Genomic DNA, 19,849 nt, shown 5'->3' on the forward strand with positions numbered 1-19,849 from the left:
TGGCCTGCTTTCAGTCACAGGCCAACTTTCATTAGAATCGGGCCATGCGAGAAATGCCCCGTCATCCTTACCAGAACACCCCCCGCGATGCCGTCGTGACCGCCATTGATTACGCGGACGGCACGCTGTTCCCGCTGCACGATCATCAGCGTGGCCAATTCGCCTACGCCGCCAGCGGCGTCATCACCGTGTTTACCGATGATGGTAACTGGGTCGTACCGCCGCAGCGCGGCATCTGGGTTCCCGCGCGATTGCGCCACTCCATGCAAATGCGCGGCCCCGTCACGCTGCACAACACCTACATCCGTAAACAAGCGGCGCAGCGCCTCGGACTGCCGGGGCAATGCCAGGTGCTGGAGGTGTCGCCGTTGTTGCGCCACCTGCTGCTAAAAGCTATCGATGTCCCCGCGCGCTATTCCACTCAAGGGCATGACGGCCATTTGATGGGCTTGCTGCTGCATGAAATCGCCAACATGCCCGTGCTTTCGCTCAATGCGCCGTTACCGGCAGAACCTAGACTTGCAATTGTATGCCGCGCGTTTCTGCAGCAGCCTTCGCTGGAGGTCGGTATCGACGACATGGCGCAACGGGCGGGCATGAGCCGACGCACCTTCACCCGACACTTTCGGCTGCACACCGGTATCAGCTATATCGAATGGCGCCAGCAAGCCTGTCTGCTGGCGGCGATTGTCATGCTCGGCAAAGGTAAGTCGGTCACACAGGTCGCCATGGACTTGGGCTACAGCAGCTCCAGTGCGTTTGCGACGGTGTTCAAGCAAGTGTTGGGGGAAGTGCCGAGTCGCTACTTTTAGAGGCGTCCGTTTTACACGTCAGCCACGCGCCCCAGAACAGACTGCTGAAAAACCGCGTCGCCTCGCCAAATCCAGCCTCGCGCAACAGCGCCTGAACTGCCGCCTCGGAATGCGGCGGATCGGCGCCTTGCAGAATCTTGCCCAGCTTGGCCTTCACCTCCTCCGCACTGGCACCCTGCTGGCGCCAACGCTGCCCCCATGCCTGCAGCAATAATGGTTGGCTGGTATAGGCGTAATGATTGCCCGCGACAATCAGCGGCGCGCCCTGCTTGAGACGTGCCTGAATCGTTTGCAGGATCTGGCGCTTGGGATCGTCACCGCTCAGATGATGGAGCACGCCGATCAAAGTCGCCGCGTCGAATTGCCCATCGGCCGGCAAGTCCTCGACATGCCCGAGATGAACCTGCGTCCGATGCAGCAAGTCGTTGGCCTCCAAATGCTGCACGGCGGCTTCAAGCATCGGCGCGGAAGGATCGACCGCGATGAAACGCCACTGCGGTTCCAGCGCCGCCATCGCAATGATTTCCTGCGCCGTACCGCCCGCGCCGACCACCAGTATGTTGGCCGGGCGCGAACCGAGACTGGCGGCCAACATGCAGGCCGCCAGATCGTGGCAGGCGTCGTAGCCGGCCAGGGCGATGCGGCTTTGCCGGGCGTATTCGCTGGCGCGCAAGGTGTCGAATTTTTCTGCTGATGTTGGGTTCACGACGAGACTCCTTTCTGTTTCAGAAGAAACTACGCCGAGACATCAGATAAGAAAAATTCATTAATTTTATGCCCTGCATTCCTTACGGGAATGCGGGGTGTAAACGGTGTGATGTCAATGCTGAGCGATCAATGCCTGCAGCCCATTGTGACCCTCAACGATCAGGCTTTGGATCAGTGCCTGATAGTGCTCAGCGGTATTCAGCTCTTGAGGATCGAAACTTGCCGACCAACTGATGAGCGTTTTGTTCTGTCCCGTCAAAGCGACCAACTTCACGCTGGCCACGTAGTTATCCAGCGGTAAAGGTGCCTCTTCAAAGCGGTAGGACAGCGATAATGCTGAGTCATCAAGCGCCAACAAGCGTTCTCTGACAACCGCGCCATCGGTCAGCGTGAGGGTGCGAATACAACCCACCCTCTGCGCTGCACCGCCTTCGATCTGGCTGCTCACGATCGAAGGATGCCAGTTCTGAATCTGGCCAAACTGCTTCAACACGTTCCAGACCTGTTGTGCATCGCCGTCCACGACAGCGTCAAACTCAACCATCGGCATGACATAAATCCTCTTGTGTTGATCCCCGGCAGCGAACTGCCGGGAGCGGTCGGTATTCAGACCTCAAACTGGTGATAAACCTTGGCAATGACCTTCCAGACACCGTCGATTTTGATCAGGGTCAGGTAGTCGTTGTAGTCGGCACCAATTGCATCCGTTTCCATGTCCACACGCACCACCGCAGTGGTCGGGGTGATCGCCAGCACGTCGAGTCGCGTGCTGATTTCGGGGGCTGCGCCGTTCGTCTCGACAAAGTCGAACAGGTTCTTGATCGGGCCGCCGAGCAGTTCGCCGTTGGTGAAACCGTACATCACTGCCTCTTTATGGAAGGCTTGAGCGACGCCTTGCGCGCTGCCAATGCGCAGGCCTTCGACGTATTGATTGGCGGTCGCGATGACAGCGTTGTATTCAGCCGTCGGCACGGCTTTGATGTTCTTGGACATGGTTGTTTCCTATCGTTGGGGATGAGTGACAAGGGCTGCCGGGAGTCATGATTGACACCCGGCAGCAGGAACAGCTGACGGTTACCAGTCCTGGCGCGTCGGCGAAATGATCAGGTCGTTGACGGTGACGTTTTCCGGCTGGTTGAGCGCGTAGATCACGGCACGGGCGATATCGTCAGGCGCAATGGCGATGCGGTTGAGTTCCTGGGCGGCCTTGCGCCCTTCTGGATCACTGACCTTGTCCGCCCAGCCGGTATTGATAACGCCGGGGCTGACCGTGTTGACGCGGATGCCGTGCTGCACGCCCAACTCCTTGCGCATGGACTCGGTCATGGCCTGCACGAAGAATTTGGTGGCGCTGTAAACACCCGCCGCCGGCCCGACCTGATGGCCGGCCACCGAGTCCATGTTGAGGATCTGCCCGGACTTGTGCTCGAGCATCATTGGCAGCACGGCTGCTGTGGCATTGAGATAGCCCTTGATGTTGACGTCGATCATCTTGTCCCAATCCGCCACAGCCAGATCGACCCAGTTGGAGAACAGCATCAGCCCGGCGTTATTCACCAGAATGTCGACAGCGCCATAGGTGTCCTGCGCGAATCTGGCGAGCGCCCGGGTTTGATCCGGCCGGGTCACATCAGTGGTGAAAGCGGCCACGTCGTGACCGGCTTCACGCAACTCGGCGACGAAGGCTGCCAGACCGTGTTCATCCAGCGCGGCGGCAACGACGCGAACGCCGTATGCTGCCAGCGCACGTGTGGTTGCCGCCCCGATACCGGACGATGCGCCGGTGACGATGGCGACTTTGTTGTGCAGATAGTTCATGTTCCGTTCCTCTTTACAGTGAATGCGATTGCGTCCGGGCAGTCATTCATGCGTTTGCGGTGGGCCAGTCGATGTAGCCTTTGGCGCCTCCGCCGTAGTAACTCTCACGCGGCGCAATGGTCAGTTCGAGACCGCGCCGCAGACGTTCCACCAGATCGGGGTTGGCAATAAACAGGCGACCAAACGCCACCGCGTCGATGCGGCCCTGCGCCCGACGCTCAAGCGCCATCGCCAGGTCATAGTTGTTGTTGCCAATGAACGCGCCTTCGAACTGCGCACTCAGTGCGTCCAGGTCCACGCCCGCGGGCACGGTTCGAGATGTGGCAGTGGCACCTTCGACGAAATGCAGGTAGGCCAGATTGAATCGATTGAGTTGCTGGATCAGGTACCCGTATGTCGCCATGACGTTGCTGTCGGGCGGCGTATTGCCGGCATCGGGCGTTACAGGTGAAAGGCGGATACCGACGCGGTCGCTGCCCCAGATCGAAACCACCGCTTCAGTCACTTCCAGCGTCAGCCGCGCACGGTTTTCGATGGAGCCGCCATACCGATCGGTGCGCTGATTGGTCGAATCGCGCAGAAACTGGTCGAGCAGATAACTGTTGGCAGAATGCACTTCCACACCGTCGAAACCGGCGCGCTTGGCGTTCTCGGCAGCCAGTTTGTACTGCTCGATGATTCCCGGAATTTCCGAGGTCTCAAGCGCACGCGGCATCGACACTTCGACAAAACCTTTCTCGGTGTACGTGCTGCCCTCAGCCTTGATCGCCGAAGGCGCGACCGGTGCCTGGCCATTGGGCTGCAACTCGACACTGGAGAAACGCCCGACATGCCACAACTGGCTGACGATTTTTCCACCCGCGGCGTGTACAGCATCGGTGACTTTCTTCCACCCGGCGACCTGCTCTTGCGACCAGATTCCCGGGGTCATCGCATAGCCGCGCCCCTGAGCGGAAATGTTCGTCGCTTCGGCGATGATCAAGCCTGCACTGGCGCGCTGGGCGTAGTACGTCGCGTGCATTTCATTCGGCACGCCGTCTTCGGCCATCCGGCTGCGGGTCACCGGTGCCATGACAATCCGGTTGGCTAACTGCAGCGCGCCCATGGCCATGGGCGAAAAAAGGTCGGTATCACCAGCGTTATCAATCATAAGCACTCCAAATCAATAGACCGGTCGTCTAGTAAAAAGACCCAAAAAAACGCCCCTGTGCCAGCGGGCGTGCACTCGTCAAAAGTGCGATTGCAAAAGCGAATGTCCGCGAAAAACTCACACTTCGGCTGCGGTACGAGCACGTGAGGGTTCAAGCGCAGCCCTTTCCCACTTGGCAATCACCAGCGGTGCGATGGCATTGCCCAATACATTCAGCGTGGTCGTGCCGCTGTCGATGATCCTGAAAATACCTGCGATCAACGCCACACCCTCTAAAGGAAGACCGGCTGAAGCCAACGTTGCGGAGAGGATGATGATGGCAAACCCGGGCACACCCGCCGCGCCTTTCGAGGTCAGCACCATCGTCACCACCAGCAGGATCTGCTGCGACAGGGACAGGTCGATGCCATAGAGTTGCGCCACGAAAATCGTCGCCACGCCGAGGAAAATCGAGGCACCGTCCAGATTGAAGGCATACCCGACCGGTACCACGAAACTGACAATCCGACGCGGTACACCGTAACTCTCCAACCGAGTCATCAACTGCGGCATGACGGCGGCCGATGCGGCACTCGAGAACGCCAGAATCAATTCACTGCGAAAGTAGCGGATCAATTTGAAAATGTTCTCGCCAATCAAGTAGCAAATGCCACCGAGTATCACCAAGGCGAAGACCACCAGAGCCAGGTAAACCACACCAATCAACTTGAGCAGCGGCAACAGCGAGGCAAACCCAAACGTCGCGACAGTCGCGCCGATCATGCCGAAGACACCTATCGGCGCGTAGGCCATGACCATTGAGACCACTTTGAACATCGCGTCGGAAATGCTCTGAACCAGCGCGATTGCAGGTGCACTTTTCTCTCTCGGCAGCGCATTCAGGGCGAGGCCGAACAGCACGGCGAAGAACAGCACCGAGAGCAATTTCGCTTCCGACATCGCCACCAGAACATTGTCCGGCACGATGTTCTGCAGGATCACCAGTGCGCCTTTTGATGGCTCCATGTTGATCGACGCCGTGCCGTGGGACAGGCCGGAAATATCGGTGCCGGTACCCGGCTCGAAGATATTTGCGAAACACAGGCCGACCACAATCGCCAGCGCGGTTATCGCAAAGAAATACCCCAGCGACTTGATGCCCATGCGGCCAAACGACTTGTTATCGCCACCGCCGGCAATGCCCAGAATCATGCAACAGAACACAATCGGTACCACCACCATCTTCATCATCTTGATAAAGATGTCGCCCAGAGGCTTCAGGATCTCCACACTCACCCACGTTTGATACTGCGGATGGGTATTGAAATACCAACCGACGAGCACGCCAAGCAACAGCCCGGCAACGATTTGCCACACCAGGGGAATACGTTTCATGTCTAGCCTTCTTGTTGGAATGAAAGGTCTGCGCTAAGGGCAGTTGCTAGAGTCATGAGCTTCCAGCTCACTTGAGACCGAATGGCACAACCGGGTTGTGCCATGACGTTTGTCACTTGGCGAAGAGCTGGCTCATATCCTTGAAAGCCTTGAATTCCAGAGCGTTGCCGCATGGATCAAAGAGAAACATGGTGGCTTGCTCGCCAACCTGCCCCTGAAAACGAATGTACGGTTCGATCACAAACTCGGTGCCAAAGGACTTCAGGCGTTCGGCCAAGGCTTCCCACTGTTGCCAGCCCAGAATGATGCCGAAGTGCGGAACCGGAACGTCGTGACCGTCGACCGGGTTGCTGTGAACACTTTCCTGGGACGCGGTTTTCGGGTGTTCGTGAATGACCAGTTGGTGGCCATAAAAATCGAAGTCGACCCACTGAGTACTGGAGCGCCCTTCTTCAAGACCAAAGACTTCACCGTAAAAGGTGCGCGCTGCAGCCAGATCGTAAACGGGGATAGCGAGGTGGAAAGGCGAGAGGCTCATCAGAACTCCGATCATATTGTTGTGGGTTGGCGAACATTCCTACCGTCATCGGCGCCTTGGGTTCAGCCGCTGCCGGGGTATGGGAAACATCCTAGGACGGAAAACCAAACATAAAAATCAATATATATTTCTTAGAAACACAATTAATATTTGTGAATGATCAAAGAACTGAAGACACTTATCGCCGTCGCTCGCGAAGGTACTTTCGCTGCAGCAGGCAACAAAATCGGCCTCACGCAGGCCGCCGTCAGCGCACAGATCCAGCGCCTGGAAGCAGAACTCGGCTTCGAGCTTTTCGACAGAAAGGGGCGCTCGGCACACCTCAACAAAATGGGCCAGCAGATCCTCCTGCAGGCGCAAGAACTGCTCAGGCTCTACGACAGCCTCGGTTCGACAACGGTGGGATTGCCGCCCAGCGTGCTGGTCAACATTGGCGCGATTGCTTCGGTGCAGCGCTCTTACTTGCCTGACGCGCTGGCAAAGTTTCACCAGCACTGCCCGCAATGCCGATCCCGGGTAGTGCCGGGCTTGTCGATGGAACTGGTCAACCTGGTGGATGTTGGCGAGATCGACATGGCCGTGATCATCCGCCCACCCTTTTCACTGCAAAGCGACCTGCGCTGGACAACGCTGGCACTGGAGCCTTACCGATTGATCGTGCCCCGTGACGTGCCGGGCGATGACTGGTCCCAGTTGCTGTGCAGCCAGCCGTTCATTAGATATGACCGATCTTCCTTTGGCGGCAGGCAGGTCGACCGCTTTTTGCGGCAGATGCATTTCACACTGCGTGAGGTCTGCGAACTGGATGAGCTGGAAGCAATTATCAAACTGGTCGAAAACGGTGTCGGCGTGGCGTTGGTGCCGCAAACGGCGCCCGACTTTGCATGGCCTGCCGGTGTGCGGGTGCTCGACCTCGGGCAGCACACTTTCCACCGTGATATCGGACTGGTGCACCGGTCGCGGCAGACTTTTACAGAACCTGTGCGGATGCTGGCTGAACTGATCAGTGCTCAGGTGAAGATGGGGTATGAGTGAGGCCTTCAAAAAACAATCATTAACCGCATCAATAACAACCATTGATTCAATGAAGTTCTCTTATCAGGCTCGCGGCGTAAGATCGGCTCCAGACCTAACCACTACCCCACGGAGCACACACTCATGAAACGCCAAGCCCTTTTCAGCATCGCTTTCTCACTGTTCGCCCTGAATGCTTTTGCCGCTGAACCTGCCACCCAGACCGATCCGCTGTTCAGCGACGCAGTAGCCGCCGCCACCCAGACCGACCCACTGTTCAGCGATGCCGTCGCCGAAGGTGGTTCAGACCGTTCGATTGAACGCCGCGCCGTCTGAATGCAGCGCTTCATCGCCGTCACCGAAGAAAGGCCCGACCTCACCCGTCGGGCTTTTTTCGTTTTGAAACTCTGCTCACCGGCCCTGCTCTGCCCAAAAGTTTTCCTCCCCGATCGGCTCGATCACCTAACCTCATAGACTGTGTGATTCATTCGAGCCGCCTCATCCATGCGCAACACATTGAAGTCGTTGTTTTTTGTCGCATTCATGCTGCTGGTTGGCGGTAGTCCGACGCTATTGGCTGCCGACTTGCCGGCGCCGGTAACCACCGCTGCCGCGCCGTTGCCGGTGATTTCGCAAAGCGATCTGCAGGCCTTGCAACTGCGCCTCGATGGCCTCAAACAACAGATTTCCGCCGCGAACAACTATAACCAGCTCGAGGGCCCGCAGGATCGGGTGCAGGCATTCATTCTGGATGTCGACCGGTTGTCGGCGGCGTTGTTGCCGCAGCAGGCGCAACTGGCCGTGCAGTTAGGGGTGTTGGGAGCGGCGCCAGATGCCGAGGTGGCGGCGGAACAGGCGGATATCGTCGCGCAACGAGCGTCCCTGGCGGAACAGAAGAGCAAGGTCGACGGCACGCTGAAGAGTCTGGCGGCGCTGAAGCAGAGCGCAGCGGATCTGATTACGCAGATTGCCGGTATCCGCCGCACGTTGCTGGAAAGTGAGCTGACGCTGGGCACTGACAGCGTGCTGAGTCCAAGTTTCTGGTCGCCACTGGTGAATCCGACCGAGGATGATCGTCAGCGTCTGCGTTTTTTCGTCGCGCAGGTGCGCGACACATGGGCCACCGTGTGGGCCCCGGGCCAACGCGTTTACACCAGTGTGCTGATGGCGTTGGCGCTGATCATCTGGACGTTCGGGCGCAGGCTGGCCGAACGCGGTCTGACCTGGGTGTGCATTTACCGCATGCCCGAGGGACGTCTGCGCCGCAGTGCGCTGGCGTTCGCCTCGGCGCTGGCGACCATTGCCACCACCGGTATTGCCTTGCAGTTGCTGTTCTACGCCTGCACCCGCCACCAACCGTTACCCCCTGTGCTGGAAACGTTTTCCGAAGAGTTCGAGAAGGTTGTATATGCCTGCGTGCTGATCACCGGGCTAAGCCGCGCGTTGCTGTCAACCGAACATCCCTCGTGGCGCCTGCCGGCGATTGCCGATCAGGTCGCGCTGGCGCTCAGACCCTACCCGCGCATTTTGTCCTGCACGCTGCTGGTGCTGGTGACGCTGGTGCAGGTCAGCAATGCCACCGGCATGAGCAGCCAGATCGTGATCGCCGGGCGCGGGGTCATTTCGATCGTCGTGCTGGCGATCGTGACGGTCCTGCTGTTGCGCGTCGGCAAAGTGCGCAAGGCACTGGTCGCGGCCAATGATGCCTCGGCGGCCAACAGCACATTTGCCGGGGTGATTTACACCATCGCGAGCATCTCGATGTTTGTCTCGGCGATTGCCCTGCTCACCGGCTACGTATCACTGGCACGGTTCATCAGTTATGAGCTGGTGTGGGCGTACATTGTCTTGTCGGGTTTCTACCTGCTGATTCAACTGGTCAAGGACGTCTGTGAGCATGTGTTTTCACCCCGCCATGCGAGCGGCAAGGCGCTCAAACAGCTGCTCGGCATTGGTGATCGGCGGCTTGATCAGATCGAGATTCTGCTGTCGGGTTTCAGTCGGGCAGCGCTGCTGTTGCTGGCGGTCATCGCCCTGTTTGTCGGCGGCATCGGCACTACGCTCGGGCAACTGGCGAGCAACATCATGGCGATCCTCGGCGGTGCCGGGCTGCGCAAGCTGAACATCGTCCCCGGCCACCTGCTCAATGCCGTGCTGGCGCTGATGATCGGTATCTGGCTGATCCGCGCCCTGCGCCGCTGGCTCGACAATGAGTTCCTGCCCAAGACCGACATGGACCCGGGCATGTGCGCCTCGCTGAGCACGCTGTTTTCCAACATCGGTTATGCCTTTGTGATTCTGTTGACGCTGTCGTCGCTGGGCGTGCAGTGGACCAATCTGGCGTGGATCGTCAGTGCGCTGTCGGTGGGCATCGGCTTTGGTTTGCAGGAGATCGTGAAGAACTTTGTCTCGGGTCTGATTCTGCTGACGGAACGGCCGGTTAAGGTCGGCGACTTGATCAGCATCAGTGGTGTGGAAGGCGACATCCGCCGCATCAACGTGCGCGCCACGGAAATCCAGCTCAGCGACCGCTCGATCGTCATCGTGCCCAACTCGCAACTGATCTCGCAGAACCTGCGCAACGTGACGCTGGGCGGCAGCGCGCAAGGCGTGGCGGGACTGGAACTCGTGTTCCCGCTGGACATCGATCCTGAAGAGGTCAAAGAGCTGTTGCTCAACACCTACCGGGAGAACGAAACCATCCTTGATAAACCGGCGCCGTTCGTGCGCTTCAGCAAATTGTCACCGGACGGGATTACCTTGTCGGTGACCGGTTATGTGGGCAGTCCGAGGATTGTCGGGGTGACCAAAAGTGATTTGCTGTTCGAGATTCTCAAGCGGCTGGGTGCGGCAGAGATTGCGTTGGCGAAACCACCGGCGAGTGGGTAATGAATCGGTGAAGCTGTGGCATGGAATATTTTCGCTGTCTGAAAAATCGCTTTCGCGAGCAGGCTCGCTCCCACATTTTTTGCGCGGTGAAGGGTTATTCCCGAAGCGCCTATATGCCTGCCTTTTAGGTCTTTATTGGCGGTCAGAGCGCAACCTTATACTCGAGCGGTTTACTCATCGTTCAATAAGGATGTTCCATGCCTCGACGTCTTCTACTGGCTGCACTGTTCATCGCAGTCGCCGGTTGCGCCAGCCCTCCTCCTGCGTCCGTGCACACCCATGATCCCGCCAGTTCGACCCTGCAAGGAGATGCCTCGCGACCGGCGCAGGCGCAGTGGATTCGCACCGAGTTGTACTTCTCAGTGGGTTCGATCGATGGCAAGGACGGTGCAGTCAGCCCGGCGCGCTGGCGTGAGTTTCTTGATCAGGAGGTGACGTCGCGGTTTCCTGATGGATTCAGTGTGCTTGATGCATATGGGCAGTGGCGGGATAAGGGCGCGAAGGAGCCTGAGCGCTTGAGCACCAAGGTGATTGTGATTTTGCATGAGAACAGCCCGAAGAATGCGGGCAACATCGAAGCGATTCGTTTGGCGTACAAGCGTATTACGGGGGATTTGTCGGTGCTGCGGTTGTCGCAGCCGGCGGAGGTGTCCTTTTAAGACCCCCTCACCCTAGCCCTCTCCCCGAGGGAGAGGGAACCGATCCGGGGATATTGGAGATTTACGCCGACCTGAACGTACTTCACTGAATCCGTAATCGACCTCAGCCTGTTTTTGCTTCACTGAATCCATAATCGACCTCGACCTGTATTTGCTTCAAGCCATAATCGATTCGGTCTTTCAGGTCGATGTCTCACCCAAGACACCTCGGTCGGCTCCCTCTCCCTCCGGGAGAGGGCTGGGGTGAGGGTTCGCTTTTAAACGGCTCAACCCGGCCAAAAGCACAGCCCCCACCAACAACACCCCAATCCCCAAAAACGCCCCCAACCCCACCACCGTCACGCTGGAATACAGCATGTACAGGCACAACCCGAAGAACAACAACGGCAACAGCGGATACAACGGCACCTTCACCGGCCTCGGCACCTCGGGAAAGCGCCGTCGCAGAATGATCAGCGCCACGCTGCTCAAACTCAGAAACAGCCAATAGACCGGTGTCAGGTACTCGACCATGGTGTTGAAACCGCTCTGAGTAAAACTGCCAAACAGCACCAGCAACAACGCCACCGCACCTTCCGCCAGCAACGCTTTGCGCGGCACACCATGCCGGTCATCCCATTCGCCGAATCTGCGCAGTTGCGGTACATCGCGCGCAGCAGCGTAAGTGGTACGGGCGCCCACCAGCAGGGTCGAGTTGATGGTCGCAATCGCCGCGATACCGACCATCAGCAAAATCAGCATCACACCCGGTGCACCGAAGGCTCGGTTCAACAACTCAACGGCCGGCGCATTGCTGGCGGCCAGTCCAGCGAATCCCAAGCCCTGAACGAACGCCCAATTGAGCGCCAGATAGATGGCCATCAACACGCTCAGCGCACCGAGCATGGCGATGAAAATCCCGCGCCGGCCATCACGCACTTCCGCCGATAACGTCGCCGCATCGCTCCAGCCGCCAAATGCCAGAAAGACGAAAATCATCGCCGCCGAGAACCCGGCCATGCCGGTGTTTTGCGCGACGGGCGCAAGACTCGGCGCAGGCGCTTCGATGCCTTGCCAAGCCAAAAAAACGCCGGCACTGGCAATGCTCAAAAAACCTAGCGCCAGCAACCCCACCAACAAGGTTTGGGTGAGAAAGCCAATGTGCTTTCCAGTGAGATTGAGCAGTACCAGCGCCGCAATCACCGTCCCGGCAAACAACCCCGAGCCGTACTGACCCAGCGGCACCACCGCATTGACGTAATCGGCAAACATGAACGCCGACAAAGCAATCCACCCGGTGTGCATCACCGAAAACCGCGACCAGGCGAACAGGAATCCCATGCGCTCGCCATACGCCGTGCGCAGAAAGTGATAATCACCGCCCGGGTGCGGAAACGCCGTGGCCATCTCGGCAAAACACAGTGCGCCAATCATCGACGCGACACCGCCCAGCACCCACACCAGATAGAAATGCTCTGGCCCGACGTTGAGGGCCACGGTCGGCGCGGTTTTCAGAATATCGGTGGTGATCACCATGCCCAGCGTGATCAGCAACGCCTGAAACACCGGCAGATGCCGCCCCGGTCCCGCGTCAGAAACCATAGGTGGCGCGGGCGTAGTAGTAGGCGCCGTTAGTGCCGATCGGCGAGAGCACGTCGTACGGCAGGTTGCCGCCGTAGTTGATCGCCGAACCGGAGCGTTCCGGGTAGTTGTCGGTGAGGTTGTTGCCGCCCACGGCAATGTTGAATTTCGGGGTGAATTTGTAAGCCACTTCGGCGTCCAGCTGCCACACGGCACCGTAGGTTTGCTCCGGTTGCGAATCGCCGAAATCGAAGACTCGGGTGGTCTCGCCCTGGCGCGTCAACCTCCCAAGCAGGCCCCAGTGTTCGCTGGCCCAGTTGGCGGAAAAGATGAAGCGATCCTTCGGCGCTGCGTCGGTCAGGGTGTTGGTTTCTTCGACGCCAACAAGTGCATCATTGCCGATGCCCAGCGCCGTCAGTTGCGACGGCGTGCCTTTGGTGCTGGTGACTTTGGTGTGGTTGTAGGTGTACGCGGTGGTCAGGCCCAGTTGCCCTTCGTAGAACGGCTGGTGGTAGTTGAGCACCAGTTCGGCGCCGTCGGTGCTGGTGTCGGCGGCGTTGGTGAAGAAGTTGACGTCGTGCACGCCAGCAACGCCGAAGTTGTCATTGATGTAGTTTTCCAGCGCATCGCTGCCAATGCGTTGCGACAGGGTGATGCGGTCTTTGACGTCGATGCGGAACACGTCCAGCGAGGCGTCGAAGCGTTCGTTCAACTGAAAGGTCAGGCCGAGGCTGAAGTTCTTCGAGGTTTCCGGATCAAGCTTCTCGGCGCCCAGTGCGCGGGCGATCGGGTCGTTGACCGAGAGCACGCGGATGTCAGTCAGCGTGCCGCCATCGCCGAAGTTGCTGGTGGTGTTCTGGAAGCCGCTTTGGGCCAGCGACGGTGCGCGGAAGTTGTTCGATACCGCACCGCGCAAGGCCCATTGCTCGGTGAGCTTGTAGCGACCGCTGAGTTTGCCGGTGAGTTTGCTGCCGGCATCGTCGTAATGCTCCCAGCGGGTGGCGGCGTCGACAAAGAAGCGATCAGTGAGATCGCCGGACAACTCGGCGTAAGTGCCGAACACGTTGCGATCCAGATCCGACTCTTCGCTCGGGCGCAGGCCGTTGGCGCCGTCGGCTCCGGAGCCGATGTAGGAGGCCTCGTCACCGGCATAGGTGAGGTAGTTTTCGTAGCGGTATTCACCGCCGACCGCCAGTACGAACGAGCGCTCGCCAAGACGCAGTTCGCGGCTGAAATCGAGGTTGGTGGTGGTCTGGCGCAGTTCGTAATCGCCGGTGTCGAACTTCGTGGGTGAGTCTTCACCGAGGCTGGCGTTGAGCGTCTGCCGGGTCGAGCCATCGAAGCGGTTGCGACCGTGGGTGATGCTGCTGTCGAAATCCCACTCGTCTCCGAGCAGGCCTTTGAAACCGGCGGTGGCGGAAATGTCCTTGTTGTCGCCGAGCGATTGCGGCAAGTAGCCGTTGGGGTAGAACTGCGGCTGTTCATACGGGTAGCGATAGAACTCGGCGCCGGTGGTGTGGCGCTGGTTATAAGTACCGAAGCTGTAAGCCTTGCCGCCGGCCAGCGGCAGTTCGCTGTTGAACCAGAGGTTGACGTCGCGCGCTACGCCGTCGCCCATCACATAGTTGCGCTGGCCGGGGGTGTCGGCAAAACCGTCGAAACCGGCGCGGTTGGTCGGGTTGCGATCTTTGTATTCGGTGCCGCCGCGGATAAACCCGCCCTCTTCGCCCAGGCGCGTGCCGATCTTCGCAGTGGTCACGCTGTTCTGGCCGTCGGTGGTGGTCTTGTCGATAGCGTCCTGATGGGTGTGATAGGCGCCATAACTGGTGGACACCTCGCCACCTTCCGGGGCGTCATCCAGGATGATGTTGATGACCCCGGCAATCGCGTCTGAGCCGTACTGCGCGCCGGCACCGTCACGCAGCACTTCGATACGTTTGATCGCGCTGAGCGGGATCGAGTTGAAGTCGACCGGCGCAGTACCGCGACCAATCTTCGACGAGTCGTTGACCACCGCTGAGGTGTGGCGGCGCTTGCCGTTGACCAGCACCAGCACCTGATCCGGGCTCATGCCACGCAGTTGCGCGGCGCGCACATGGTCGGCGCCGCCGGAGTTGGACTGACGCGGCAGGCTGAAGGATGGCAACAGCGTCTGCAACGCCGCGCCCAGTTCACCATCAGCGGCGCCGGCGGATTTGAGGTCTTCGGCGGTGAGCACGTCGACCGGCACCGGCGAATCGAGCACGGTGCGCGAAGTGCCACGGGTGCCGGTGACCAGCACGGTACCGAGGCGGGATTCGCTGTCGGCGCTGACGGAAGTTTCTTCGGCGTTAGCGGGAAGTTGCCAAATAGCGGACACGACAGCGGCCGCCAGTAATGAACGGGAACGGTAATGCATATAACAGCTCCTTGAATCGCAGTTAATACCCGGCCGCTACCGACAATAAAGTTCGGCAAGCAATGCGCGGCAATGTCTGCTGTAGTTTTGGATTTCTGGAAGGCAGTAAAGCTTTTTTACGATGAGTTGCAGTTTCCCCAGCGTGAGACGTTTCCCCTTGAAAGCCGATGCTAGACGAGCTGCCGCAACTCGTAAAAGAACCAATAACGCTTAGGTTAGATCGCTCCAAAGGATTGTTCTTAGTTCAGCAGAAGTGTTGCTGAGCCAACACCTGAAGCAACTAAGCTACAACTAATCAAGGTGCGGAATACATCACCCTGTGGGAGCGAGCCTGCTCGCGAAAGCGCTGGATCAGTCACCGAAAAGGCAACTGGCCCGGCCCCTTCGCGAGCAGGCTCGCTCCCACAGGTTGATCGTATTCCAATGTTTCAACAGGCTGCGTCCTGGAGACTTAATCGAACTCTTTTTCCAGCCAGGCATCCTCGGCAATATCCAGTTCATCACCACTGAATCGCTGTTCGGCAAACGGATCGGCGTGCAGATGAAAGCCGTTTTGCTCCCAGAAACCCGCTTGTTCCTGTTCGACGAATTCAAGCCCGCGCAGCCACTTCGCGCTCTTCCAGAAATACCGCCCCGCCACCACCAGCCGCAGTGGCCAGCCATGTTGCGCGCTCAGCGGCTGGCCGGCGTAGTGGGTGGCCAACAAACTGTCGGGGTGTAACAGATCATCGAGTCGCAAGTTGGTCTGGTAATCGTGGTCGGCATGGGCCATGACGAACGCCGAGGTTGGCTGGATATCGAACGCCTGCAACAAATCCTGCAGATGCACCCCACTCCACTCGGTGTCGAACTTCGACCAGCGTGTCACGCAATGGATGTCGCAGCGCAGTTGTCGTTGCGGCAGTGCCTGCAGGTCGGCGTAACGTAATTCGATAGGCTGTGCGAGCGTGCCGAACAGGCGCAGCGACCAGTTGGCGAGGTCGTATTCCGGTATTTCGCCTTCGTGGAGAATTGGAAATCGCTCCGTCAGCACTTGGCCTGGGGGCAGTCGTTTACCGAGCGCCGGATCGGTTTTCGGGGAACGGCTTTTGCGTAATCGCAAGGCTTTGTTGTGCATGTAAGCTCCAGAACTCCCTCAGTTTGCGCAACTACGCATTACCCCTGTGGGAGCGAGCCTGCTCGCGAAAGCGGTGGGTCAATCAACAGAGATATCAACTGATCAGACCTCTTCGCGAGCAGGCTCGCTCCCACATGGGCAATGTCGTGGCAAATGTTCTAGTTGGCCACGGGAATCCACGGGGCCCGCGCGACATTCGCGGTATCACCAAAGCTCGGGAGCTTCTGCGCCAGATCCCGAACGTTTTTCACATCCAGATCCAGCAACTGCTGACGGGTAATCAGCGTCGGCGGCACCAGCACCTGATGCCCCGGACTCTCCCCGGCAATCAACATCGCCAGACTGCGCACACTGATTGCCCCGGCCACTTGCGGATTGACCGCCGCCGTCGCCGCCCAAGCGCTGTCCGGTTCTTTCATGATCTGAATATCGGCGGTGGAAATATCGGCGCTGTAGATCTTCACCTTGCTTGTCAGACCAGCCTCATCCACGGCGATTTTCGCGCCTTTGGCGAACTCATCGAACGGCGCAAAAATCACGCTGATGCCCGGATTGGCGCGAAGCACCGCGCTGGCCTGATCCGCCACCGAATTGGCGATCGGCGGATTCAGCGTGCCAAAGCGTGCCTTCTCGACGATCCCCGGATTGGCTTTCTTGACCTGACTCCAGATCTCGTCGCGGCGCTCCATCGGCGTAAAACCACTGATGTACACGTAGCCGGCATCGAACTTCGTGCCGTTGTCCTTGACGGCCTGATCCAGCGCCAGACGCGCCAGCGCATGGTGATCCTGCTCGACCTGAGTCACTTGCGGGGTGTTCAGATCGACGTCGAAAGCGACGACCTTGATGCCTTTAGCGATAGCGCGATCAATCGGTGCTTTCAGGGTTTCGGCCAAGCCGAGCTGGACAATGATGCCGTCGACGCCCAGATCGACCGCCTGATCGATCATCTCGCCCTGACTCGCCGCCTGCTGCCGGGCATCGAATACGCGCAGGTTGGCACCCAGTGCTTCGGTCTGTTTTTCGACGCCGCGCAAATACGCCTCGGGGAAGTCCCCGGAGAACAAATACCCCACCAGCGCGATCTGCACCTGACCTTTATCGAACGGTGCGGGTGCGCCGGGCAAGGCTTTGGCCTGCGCGCTCAGTGCCATCGCCGAAAGCAACGCACCGGCGAGGCAATGACGGGCGAACTGTGTGATTGAACCGTGCATACAACATCCTTGAATGAAGCGGCTCAACGCGCCCGATGCGCGAGGCCGAAGGTGAACATCAGGGCCAGCACCAGCACCAGTCCCTTGACGAAATCCTGTGCGTAATACGGCGCGTTGAGCATGGTCAGACCGTTGAGCAACGCCGCCACCAGCAGCGCGCCGACCAGGGTGCCAAAGGCGTTGGGCTTCTTCGCGCCGAGTACGGCAAACCCGATCAGCGCCGCGCCGAGGGCATCCAGCACCAGACCGTTGCCCGAACTGACGTCACCACGGCCCAAGCGCGCCGCCAGCAACAATCCACCCAGCGATGCGAGCAACGCCGAGAGCACGTAAGCCAATAATTTGAAGCGCTGCACCGGTGCACCGGCCAGTCGTGCGGCTTGCTCGTTGCCGCCGATGGCATAGAACAAACGACCAATGCGCGTACGTTCGAGAAACAGCCACACAGCCACCGCTACCACCGCCGTGATCAATACCGGAATCGGCACCACCTCCCACAACCGCCCACGCCCCAGCGCAAGAAATGCGGCACTGAAGGTACCTTCGGTTTCCTCACCGTTGGGCAGCGTCATGCCTACCGCAATCGAGCGTCCGCCGGTGGGAATCAATTGCACGCCGATTACCAGAAACATGCTGCCCAGCGTCGCGAGAATGTCCGGCACCCGTAATTTAACGATCAGCCAGCCGTTGAGCAGGCCGACCAGCGCCCCGCCCGCCAGACTGATCAACACCGCCGGCACCGCGCCCCAGCCGAGCACGACCATCACGTAGCTGGCGATCATCAGACTCATCGCCGCCACAGCGCCAATCGACAGATCGAGGCCGCCGACGGCCATGGTCAGCGTCACGCCCAGCGCCAGCAGCGCGACAATCGACACCGATTGCAGGATGCTGAACAGGTTGCCGACGCGCAGAAATGCCGGCTCGGCCACACTGAAAAACACCACGATCAGCGCCAGCAGCCACAACAGGCCGTAGCGGATCAACCCGTGCAGCAGACGTTCGGCGCGTGCCGGCTCGGTCGATAACAGTGAACTTGAATCAGGCACTCGCTCTGCTCCTTGGCGTGGCTTGAGGGGAATGTTCGGTGACGTCGCTGCCGGCCAGTGCAGCGACCAGATCAGCACGATTGAGGCCGGCGCGCAGATACTCGGCGACCACCGCGTGATCGCGCACCAGCAGGATGCGGTCGGCAATTTCCAGGGCTTCATCAACGTCGGCGCAAATCACCAGCGTTGCCCGGCCCCTGGCGCTGTCGCGCAGCAGTTGGCCGATGTCGCGGCGGGCACGCACGTCGACGCCTTGGAAGGGCTCATCAAGGATCAATACCCGCCCTTCGCCGAGCAGCCAGCGGCCGAGCACGACTTTCTGTTGATTGCCGCCTGACAGTGCGCTCATCGGCACATCGATACCGGCAGTCTTGATCCCCAGCGCCGCCACCTGTGCCTCGACCGCTGCCGCTTCGGCGCGGTTGCGGATGAAACCGCCGCGGGTAAAGCGTTCAAGAAACGGCAAAGTCAGGGTGCGACGCAAAGAAAAATCAGGTATCAGCGACTGACTGGCGCGATCTTCGGCTGCGAAGAAAACCCCGCTTTGAATGGCCTGGCGCGGTGAGTCCGCACGCCAGTCCGCGCCACCCAGTTGCACCCTGCCCGAGGCCGCTTTACGCAGACCGAACAGGACCTCAGCGATTTCACTTTTGCCGGCACCCAACAGCCCGGTCAGCACCACCACTTCATTCTCGTGCAGGCTCAGATCGAACGCGGCGGAGCGCGGCAGGATTTGCATGGCGCTGAGCTTCAACACCTCGCGCCCGGCCACGCTCGGCTGGTAAACATGTTCGGCCAGCGCCTGCCCGAGCATGGCGCTCACCGCTTCCGGCAATTGCCGTGCCGCGAACTCGCCCGCGAACTGGCCATCGCGCAGAACGATGGCGCGATCCGCCACGCGTTGCAGGTCGGAGAGTCGATGGGAGATGTACAGAATCGCCACACCGCGAGTGCGCAAGGTGTCGATCAATCCAAACAGCCGCTGCGCCTCGGCATCGGAGAGCGCGGCGGTCGGCTCATCCAGAATCAACAGGCGCGGCTGCAAAGCCAAGGCTCGAGCGAGCACCACCAATTGCCGTTCGGCCTGACCGAGATGCTCGATCGGCTGCTCCAGCGGCAAGGTCAAACCCAGCCCGGCGGCGATGCTCGCAGCGCGTTCCAGCAGGCGTTGGCGATTGAGCCAGAAGTCCGCGTCTGGCTTGCACAGTTCATCGAGCAGGAGGTTTTCCGCGACGCTCAGACCCGGTGCGATGCCCTCGTTGATCTGTTGGTGCACCGCGACAATACCGAAGCGTCGCGCCGACAGCGGCGAACTGAAATGGCGTGGCGCGCCCTCCAGCCAGATCTCGCCAGCGTCGGCAGTCTGGCTGCCCGCGAGGATCTTCACCAGAGTCGACTTGCCCGCGCCATTGGCACCGAGCAGCGCCACCACTTCGGCGGGATAGATGTCCAGGCTGACGGCATCCAGCGCCCGGCTCGCGCCAAATATCTTGCTCAACTCACGTACACGAATCAGCGGTTCGCGGACGACGGCGACCGGCACACTCAT

Annotated in this window: 18 protein-coding genes; 5 read left to right on the forward strand and 13 right to left on the reverse strand. The window is 59.6% G+C overall.

Annotated features, from left to right (window positions below; all coding sequences use genetic code 11):
- Window positions 1-44: 44 nt before the first annotated feature.
- Window positions 45-812, forward strand: coding sequence for an AraC family transcriptional regulator (locus CCX46_RS17355; RefSeq protein ID WP_127928379.1), 768 nt, complete (start codon window positions 45-47; stop codon window positions 810-812).
- On the opposite strand, the gene CCX46_RS17360 is transcribed toward CCX46_RS17355, so the two are convergent.
- The 7 genes from CCX46_RS17360 to CCX46_RS17390 form a co-directional block, all read right to left on the reverse strand.
- The gene (locus tag CCX46_RS17360) at window positions 772-1,518 is read right to left on the reverse strand and encodes a class I SAM-dependent methyltransferase (RefSeq protein WP_127928381.1); all 747 of its coding nucleotides are present in this window, start codon (window positions 1,516-1,518) and stop codon (window positions 772-774) included. The two genes, CCX46_RS17355 and CCX46_RS17360, sit on opposite strands and share 41 nt — an antisense overlap.
- A gap of 114 nt (window positions 1,519-1,632) precedes the next feature.
- Complete coding sequence (locus tag CCX46_RS17365) at window positions 1,633-2,070, reverse strand: SRPBCC family protein (protein ID WP_077572514.1); 438 nt, start codon at window positions 2,068-2,070, stop codon at window positions 1,633-1,635.
- 56 nt (window positions 2,071-2,126) lie between these two features.
- A complete protein-coding gene (locus CCX46_RS17370; protein WP_127928383.1) occupies window positions 2,127-2,513 on the reverse strand; it encodes a nuclear transport factor 2 family protein in 387 nt (128 codons plus the stop codon).
- 81 nt (window positions 2,514-2,594) lie between these two features.
- Window positions 2,595-3,338 carry an SDR family oxidoreductase gene (locus tag CCX46_RS17375; RefSeq protein WP_127928385.1) on the reverse strand — a complete coding sequence of 248 codons (744 nt, stop codon included), beginning with the start codon at window positions 3,336-3,338 and terminating at the stop codon, window positions 2,595-2,597.
- A gap of 46 nt (window positions 3,339-3,384) precedes the next feature.
- Window positions 3,385-4,488 (reverse strand): alkene reductase, encoded by a 1,104-nt coding sequence (locus CCX46_RS17380; protein WP_127928387.1) that lies wholly within the window; start codon window positions 4,486-4,488, stop codon window positions 3,385-3,387.
- 117 nt (window positions 4,489-4,605) lie between these two features.
- On the reverse strand, window positions 4,606-5,862 hold the full coding sequence (locus CCX46_RS17385) for a cation:dicarboxylate symporter family transporter (protein WP_127928389.1): 1,257 nt from the start codon (window positions 5,860-5,862) through the stop codon (window positions 4,606-4,608).
- A 112-nt stretch (window positions 5,863-5,974) separates the two neighbouring features.
- A complete protein-coding gene (locus CCX46_RS17390; protein WP_026000724.1) occupies window positions 5,975-6,400 on the reverse strand; it encodes a VOC family protein in 426 nt (141 codons plus the stop codon).
- 156 nt (window positions 6,401-6,556) lie between these two features.
- On the opposite strand from CCX46_RS17390, the gene CCX46_RS17395 reads away from it, so the two are divergent.
- From CCX46_RS17395 to CCX46_RS17410, 4 genes are all read left to right on the forward strand, one after another.
- A complete protein-coding gene (locus tag CCX46_RS17395) occupies window positions 6,557-7,435 on the forward strand; it encodes a LysR family transcriptional regulator (protein WP_127928391.1) in 879 nt (292 codons plus the stop codon).
- 123 nt (window positions 7,436-7,558) lie between these two features.
- Entirely contained in the window at window positions 7,559-7,750 is a 192-nt protein-coding gene (locus CCX46_RS17400) for a hypothetical protein (protein ID WP_127928393.1), read from the forward strand.
- A gap of 168 nt (window positions 7,751-7,918) precedes the next feature.
- Entirely contained in the window at window positions 7,919-10,303 is a 2,385-nt protein-coding gene (locus CCX46_RS17405) for a DUF3772 domain-containing protein (RefSeq protein ID WP_127928395.1), read from the forward strand.
- A gap of 197 nt (window positions 10,304-10,500) precedes the next feature.
- Entirely contained in the window at window positions 10,501-10,962 is a 462-nt protein-coding gene (locus CCX46_RS17410; RefSeq protein WP_127928397.1) for a DUF3574 domain-containing protein, read from the forward strand.
- A gap of 180 nt (window positions 10,963-11,142) precedes the next feature.
- Here the strand turns inward: CCX46_RS17410 and CCX46_RS17415 are convergent, their stop codons facing one another.
- From CCX46_RS17415 to CCX46_RS17440, 6 genes are all read right to left on the reverse strand, one after another.
- The gene (locus tag CCX46_RS17415; RefSeq protein ID WP_127928399.1) at window positions 11,143-12,543 is read right to left on the reverse strand and encodes an APC family permease; all 1,401 of its coding nucleotides are present in this window, start codon (window positions 12,541-12,543) and stop codon (window positions 11,143-11,145) included.
- Window positions 12,533-14,920 (reverse strand): TonB-dependent receptor plug domain-containing protein, encoded by a 2,388-nt coding sequence (locus CCX46_RS17420; protein WP_127928401.1) that lies wholly within the window; start codon window positions 14,918-14,920, stop codon window positions 12,533-12,535. Before CCX46_RS17420 ends, CCX46_RS17415 begins: the two co-directional genes overlap by 11 nt.
- A 451-nt stretch (window positions 14,921-15,371) precedes the next feature.
- Window positions 15,372-16,037, reverse strand: coding sequence for a sulfite oxidase-like oxidoreductase (locus tag CCX46_RS17425; RefSeq protein WP_127928403.1), 666 nt, complete (start codon window positions 16,035-16,037; stop codon window positions 15,372-15,374).
- 158 nt (window positions 16,038-16,195) lie between these two features.
- Window positions 16,196-17,251: a substrate-binding domain-containing protein gene (locus CCX46_RS17430; protein ID WP_127928405.1), complete on the reverse strand. Its 1,056-nt coding sequence runs from the start codon at window positions 17,249-17,251 to the stop codon at window positions 16,196-16,198.
- 23 nt (window positions 17,252-17,274) lie between these two features.
- Entirely contained in the window at window positions 17,275-18,300 is a 1,026-nt protein-coding gene (locus CCX46_RS17435; RefSeq protein WP_127928407.1) for an ABC transporter permease, read from the reverse strand.
- Window positions 18,293-19,849 carry a sugar ABC transporter ATP-binding protein gene (locus tag CCX46_RS17440; protein WP_127928409.1) on the reverse strand — a complete coding sequence of 519 codons (1,557 nt, stop codon included), beginning with the start codon at window positions 19,847-19,849 and terminating at the stop codon, window positions 18,293-18,295. Before CCX46_RS17440 ends, CCX46_RS17435 begins: the two co-directional genes overlap by 8 nt.

The organism is Pseudomonas sp. RU47 (assembly GCF_004011755.1).
In the GTDB taxonomy this organism is placed as follows: Bacteria; Pseudomonadota; Gammaproteobacteria; order Pseudomonadales; family Pseudomonadaceae; genus Aquipseudomonas.

Excerpts from the sequence above, each read along its gene's own strand:
- CCX46_RS17355 (WP_127928379.1), top strand. The coding sequence starts at position 45 with ATGCGAGAAATGCCCCGTCATCCTTACCAGAACACCCCCCGCGATGCC.
- CCX46_RS17365 (WP_077572514.1), bottom strand. The coding sequence starts at position 2,070 with ATGCCGATGGTTGAGTTTGACGCTGTCGTGGACGGCGATGCACAACAG.
- CCX46_RS17370 (WP_127928383.1), bottom strand. The coding sequence starts at position 2,513 with ATGTCCAAGAACATCAAAGCCGTGCCGACGGCTGAATACAACGCTGTC.
- CCX46_RS17375 (WP_127928385.1), bottom strand. The coding sequence starts at position 3,338 with ATGAACTATCTGCACAACAAAGTCGCCATCGTCACCGGCGCATCGTCC.
- CCX46_RS17380 (WP_127928387.1), bottom strand. The coding sequence starts at position 4,488 with ATGATTGATAACGCTGGTGATACCGACCTTTTTTCGCCCATGGCCATG.
- CCX46_RS17385 (WP_127928389.1), bottom strand. The coding sequence starts at position 5,862 with ATGAAACGTATTCCCCTGGTGTGGCAAATCGTTGCCGGGCTGTTGCTT.
- CCX46_RS17390 (WP_026000724.1), bottom strand. The coding sequence starts at position 6,400 with ATGAGCCTCTCGCCTTTCCACCTCGCTATCCCCGTTTACGATCTGGCT.
- CCX46_RS17395 (WP_127928391.1), top strand. The coding sequence starts at position 6,557 with ATGATCAAAGAACTGAAGACACTTATCGCCGTCGCTCGCGAAGGTACT.
- CCX46_RS17400 (WP_127928393.1), top strand. The coding sequence starts at position 7,559 with ATGAAACGCCAAGCCCTTTTCAGCATCGCTTTCTCACTGTTCGCCCTG.
- CCX46_RS17405 (WP_127928395.1), top strand. The coding sequence starts at position 7,919 with ATGCGCAACACATTGAAGTCGTTGTTTTTTGTCGCATTCATGCTGCTG.
- CCX46_RS17410 (WP_127928397.1), top strand. The coding sequence starts at position 10,501 with ATGCCTCGACGTCTTCTACTGGCTGCACTGTTCATCGCAGTCGCCGGT.
- CCX46_RS17415 (WP_127928399.1), bottom strand. The coding sequence starts at position 12,543 with ATGGTTTCTGACGCGGGACCGGGGCGGCATCTGCCGGTGTTTCAGGCG.
- CCX46_RS17420 (WP_127928401.1), bottom strand. The coding sequence starts at position 14,920 with ATGCATTACCGTTCCCGTTCATTACTGGCGGCCGCTGTCGTGTCCGCT.
- CCX46_RS17425 (WP_127928403.1), bottom strand. The coding sequence starts at position 16,037 with ATGCACAACAAAGCCTTGCGATTACGCAAAAGCCGTTCCCCGAAAACC.
- CCX46_RS17430 (WP_127928405.1), bottom strand. The coding sequence starts at position 17,251 with ATGCACGGTTCAATCACACAGTTCGCCCGTCATTGCCTCGCCGGTGCG.
- CCX46_RS17440 (WP_127928409.1), bottom strand. The coding sequence starts at position 19,849 with ATGAGTGTGCCGGTCGCCGTCGTCCGCGAACCGCTGATTCGTGTACGT.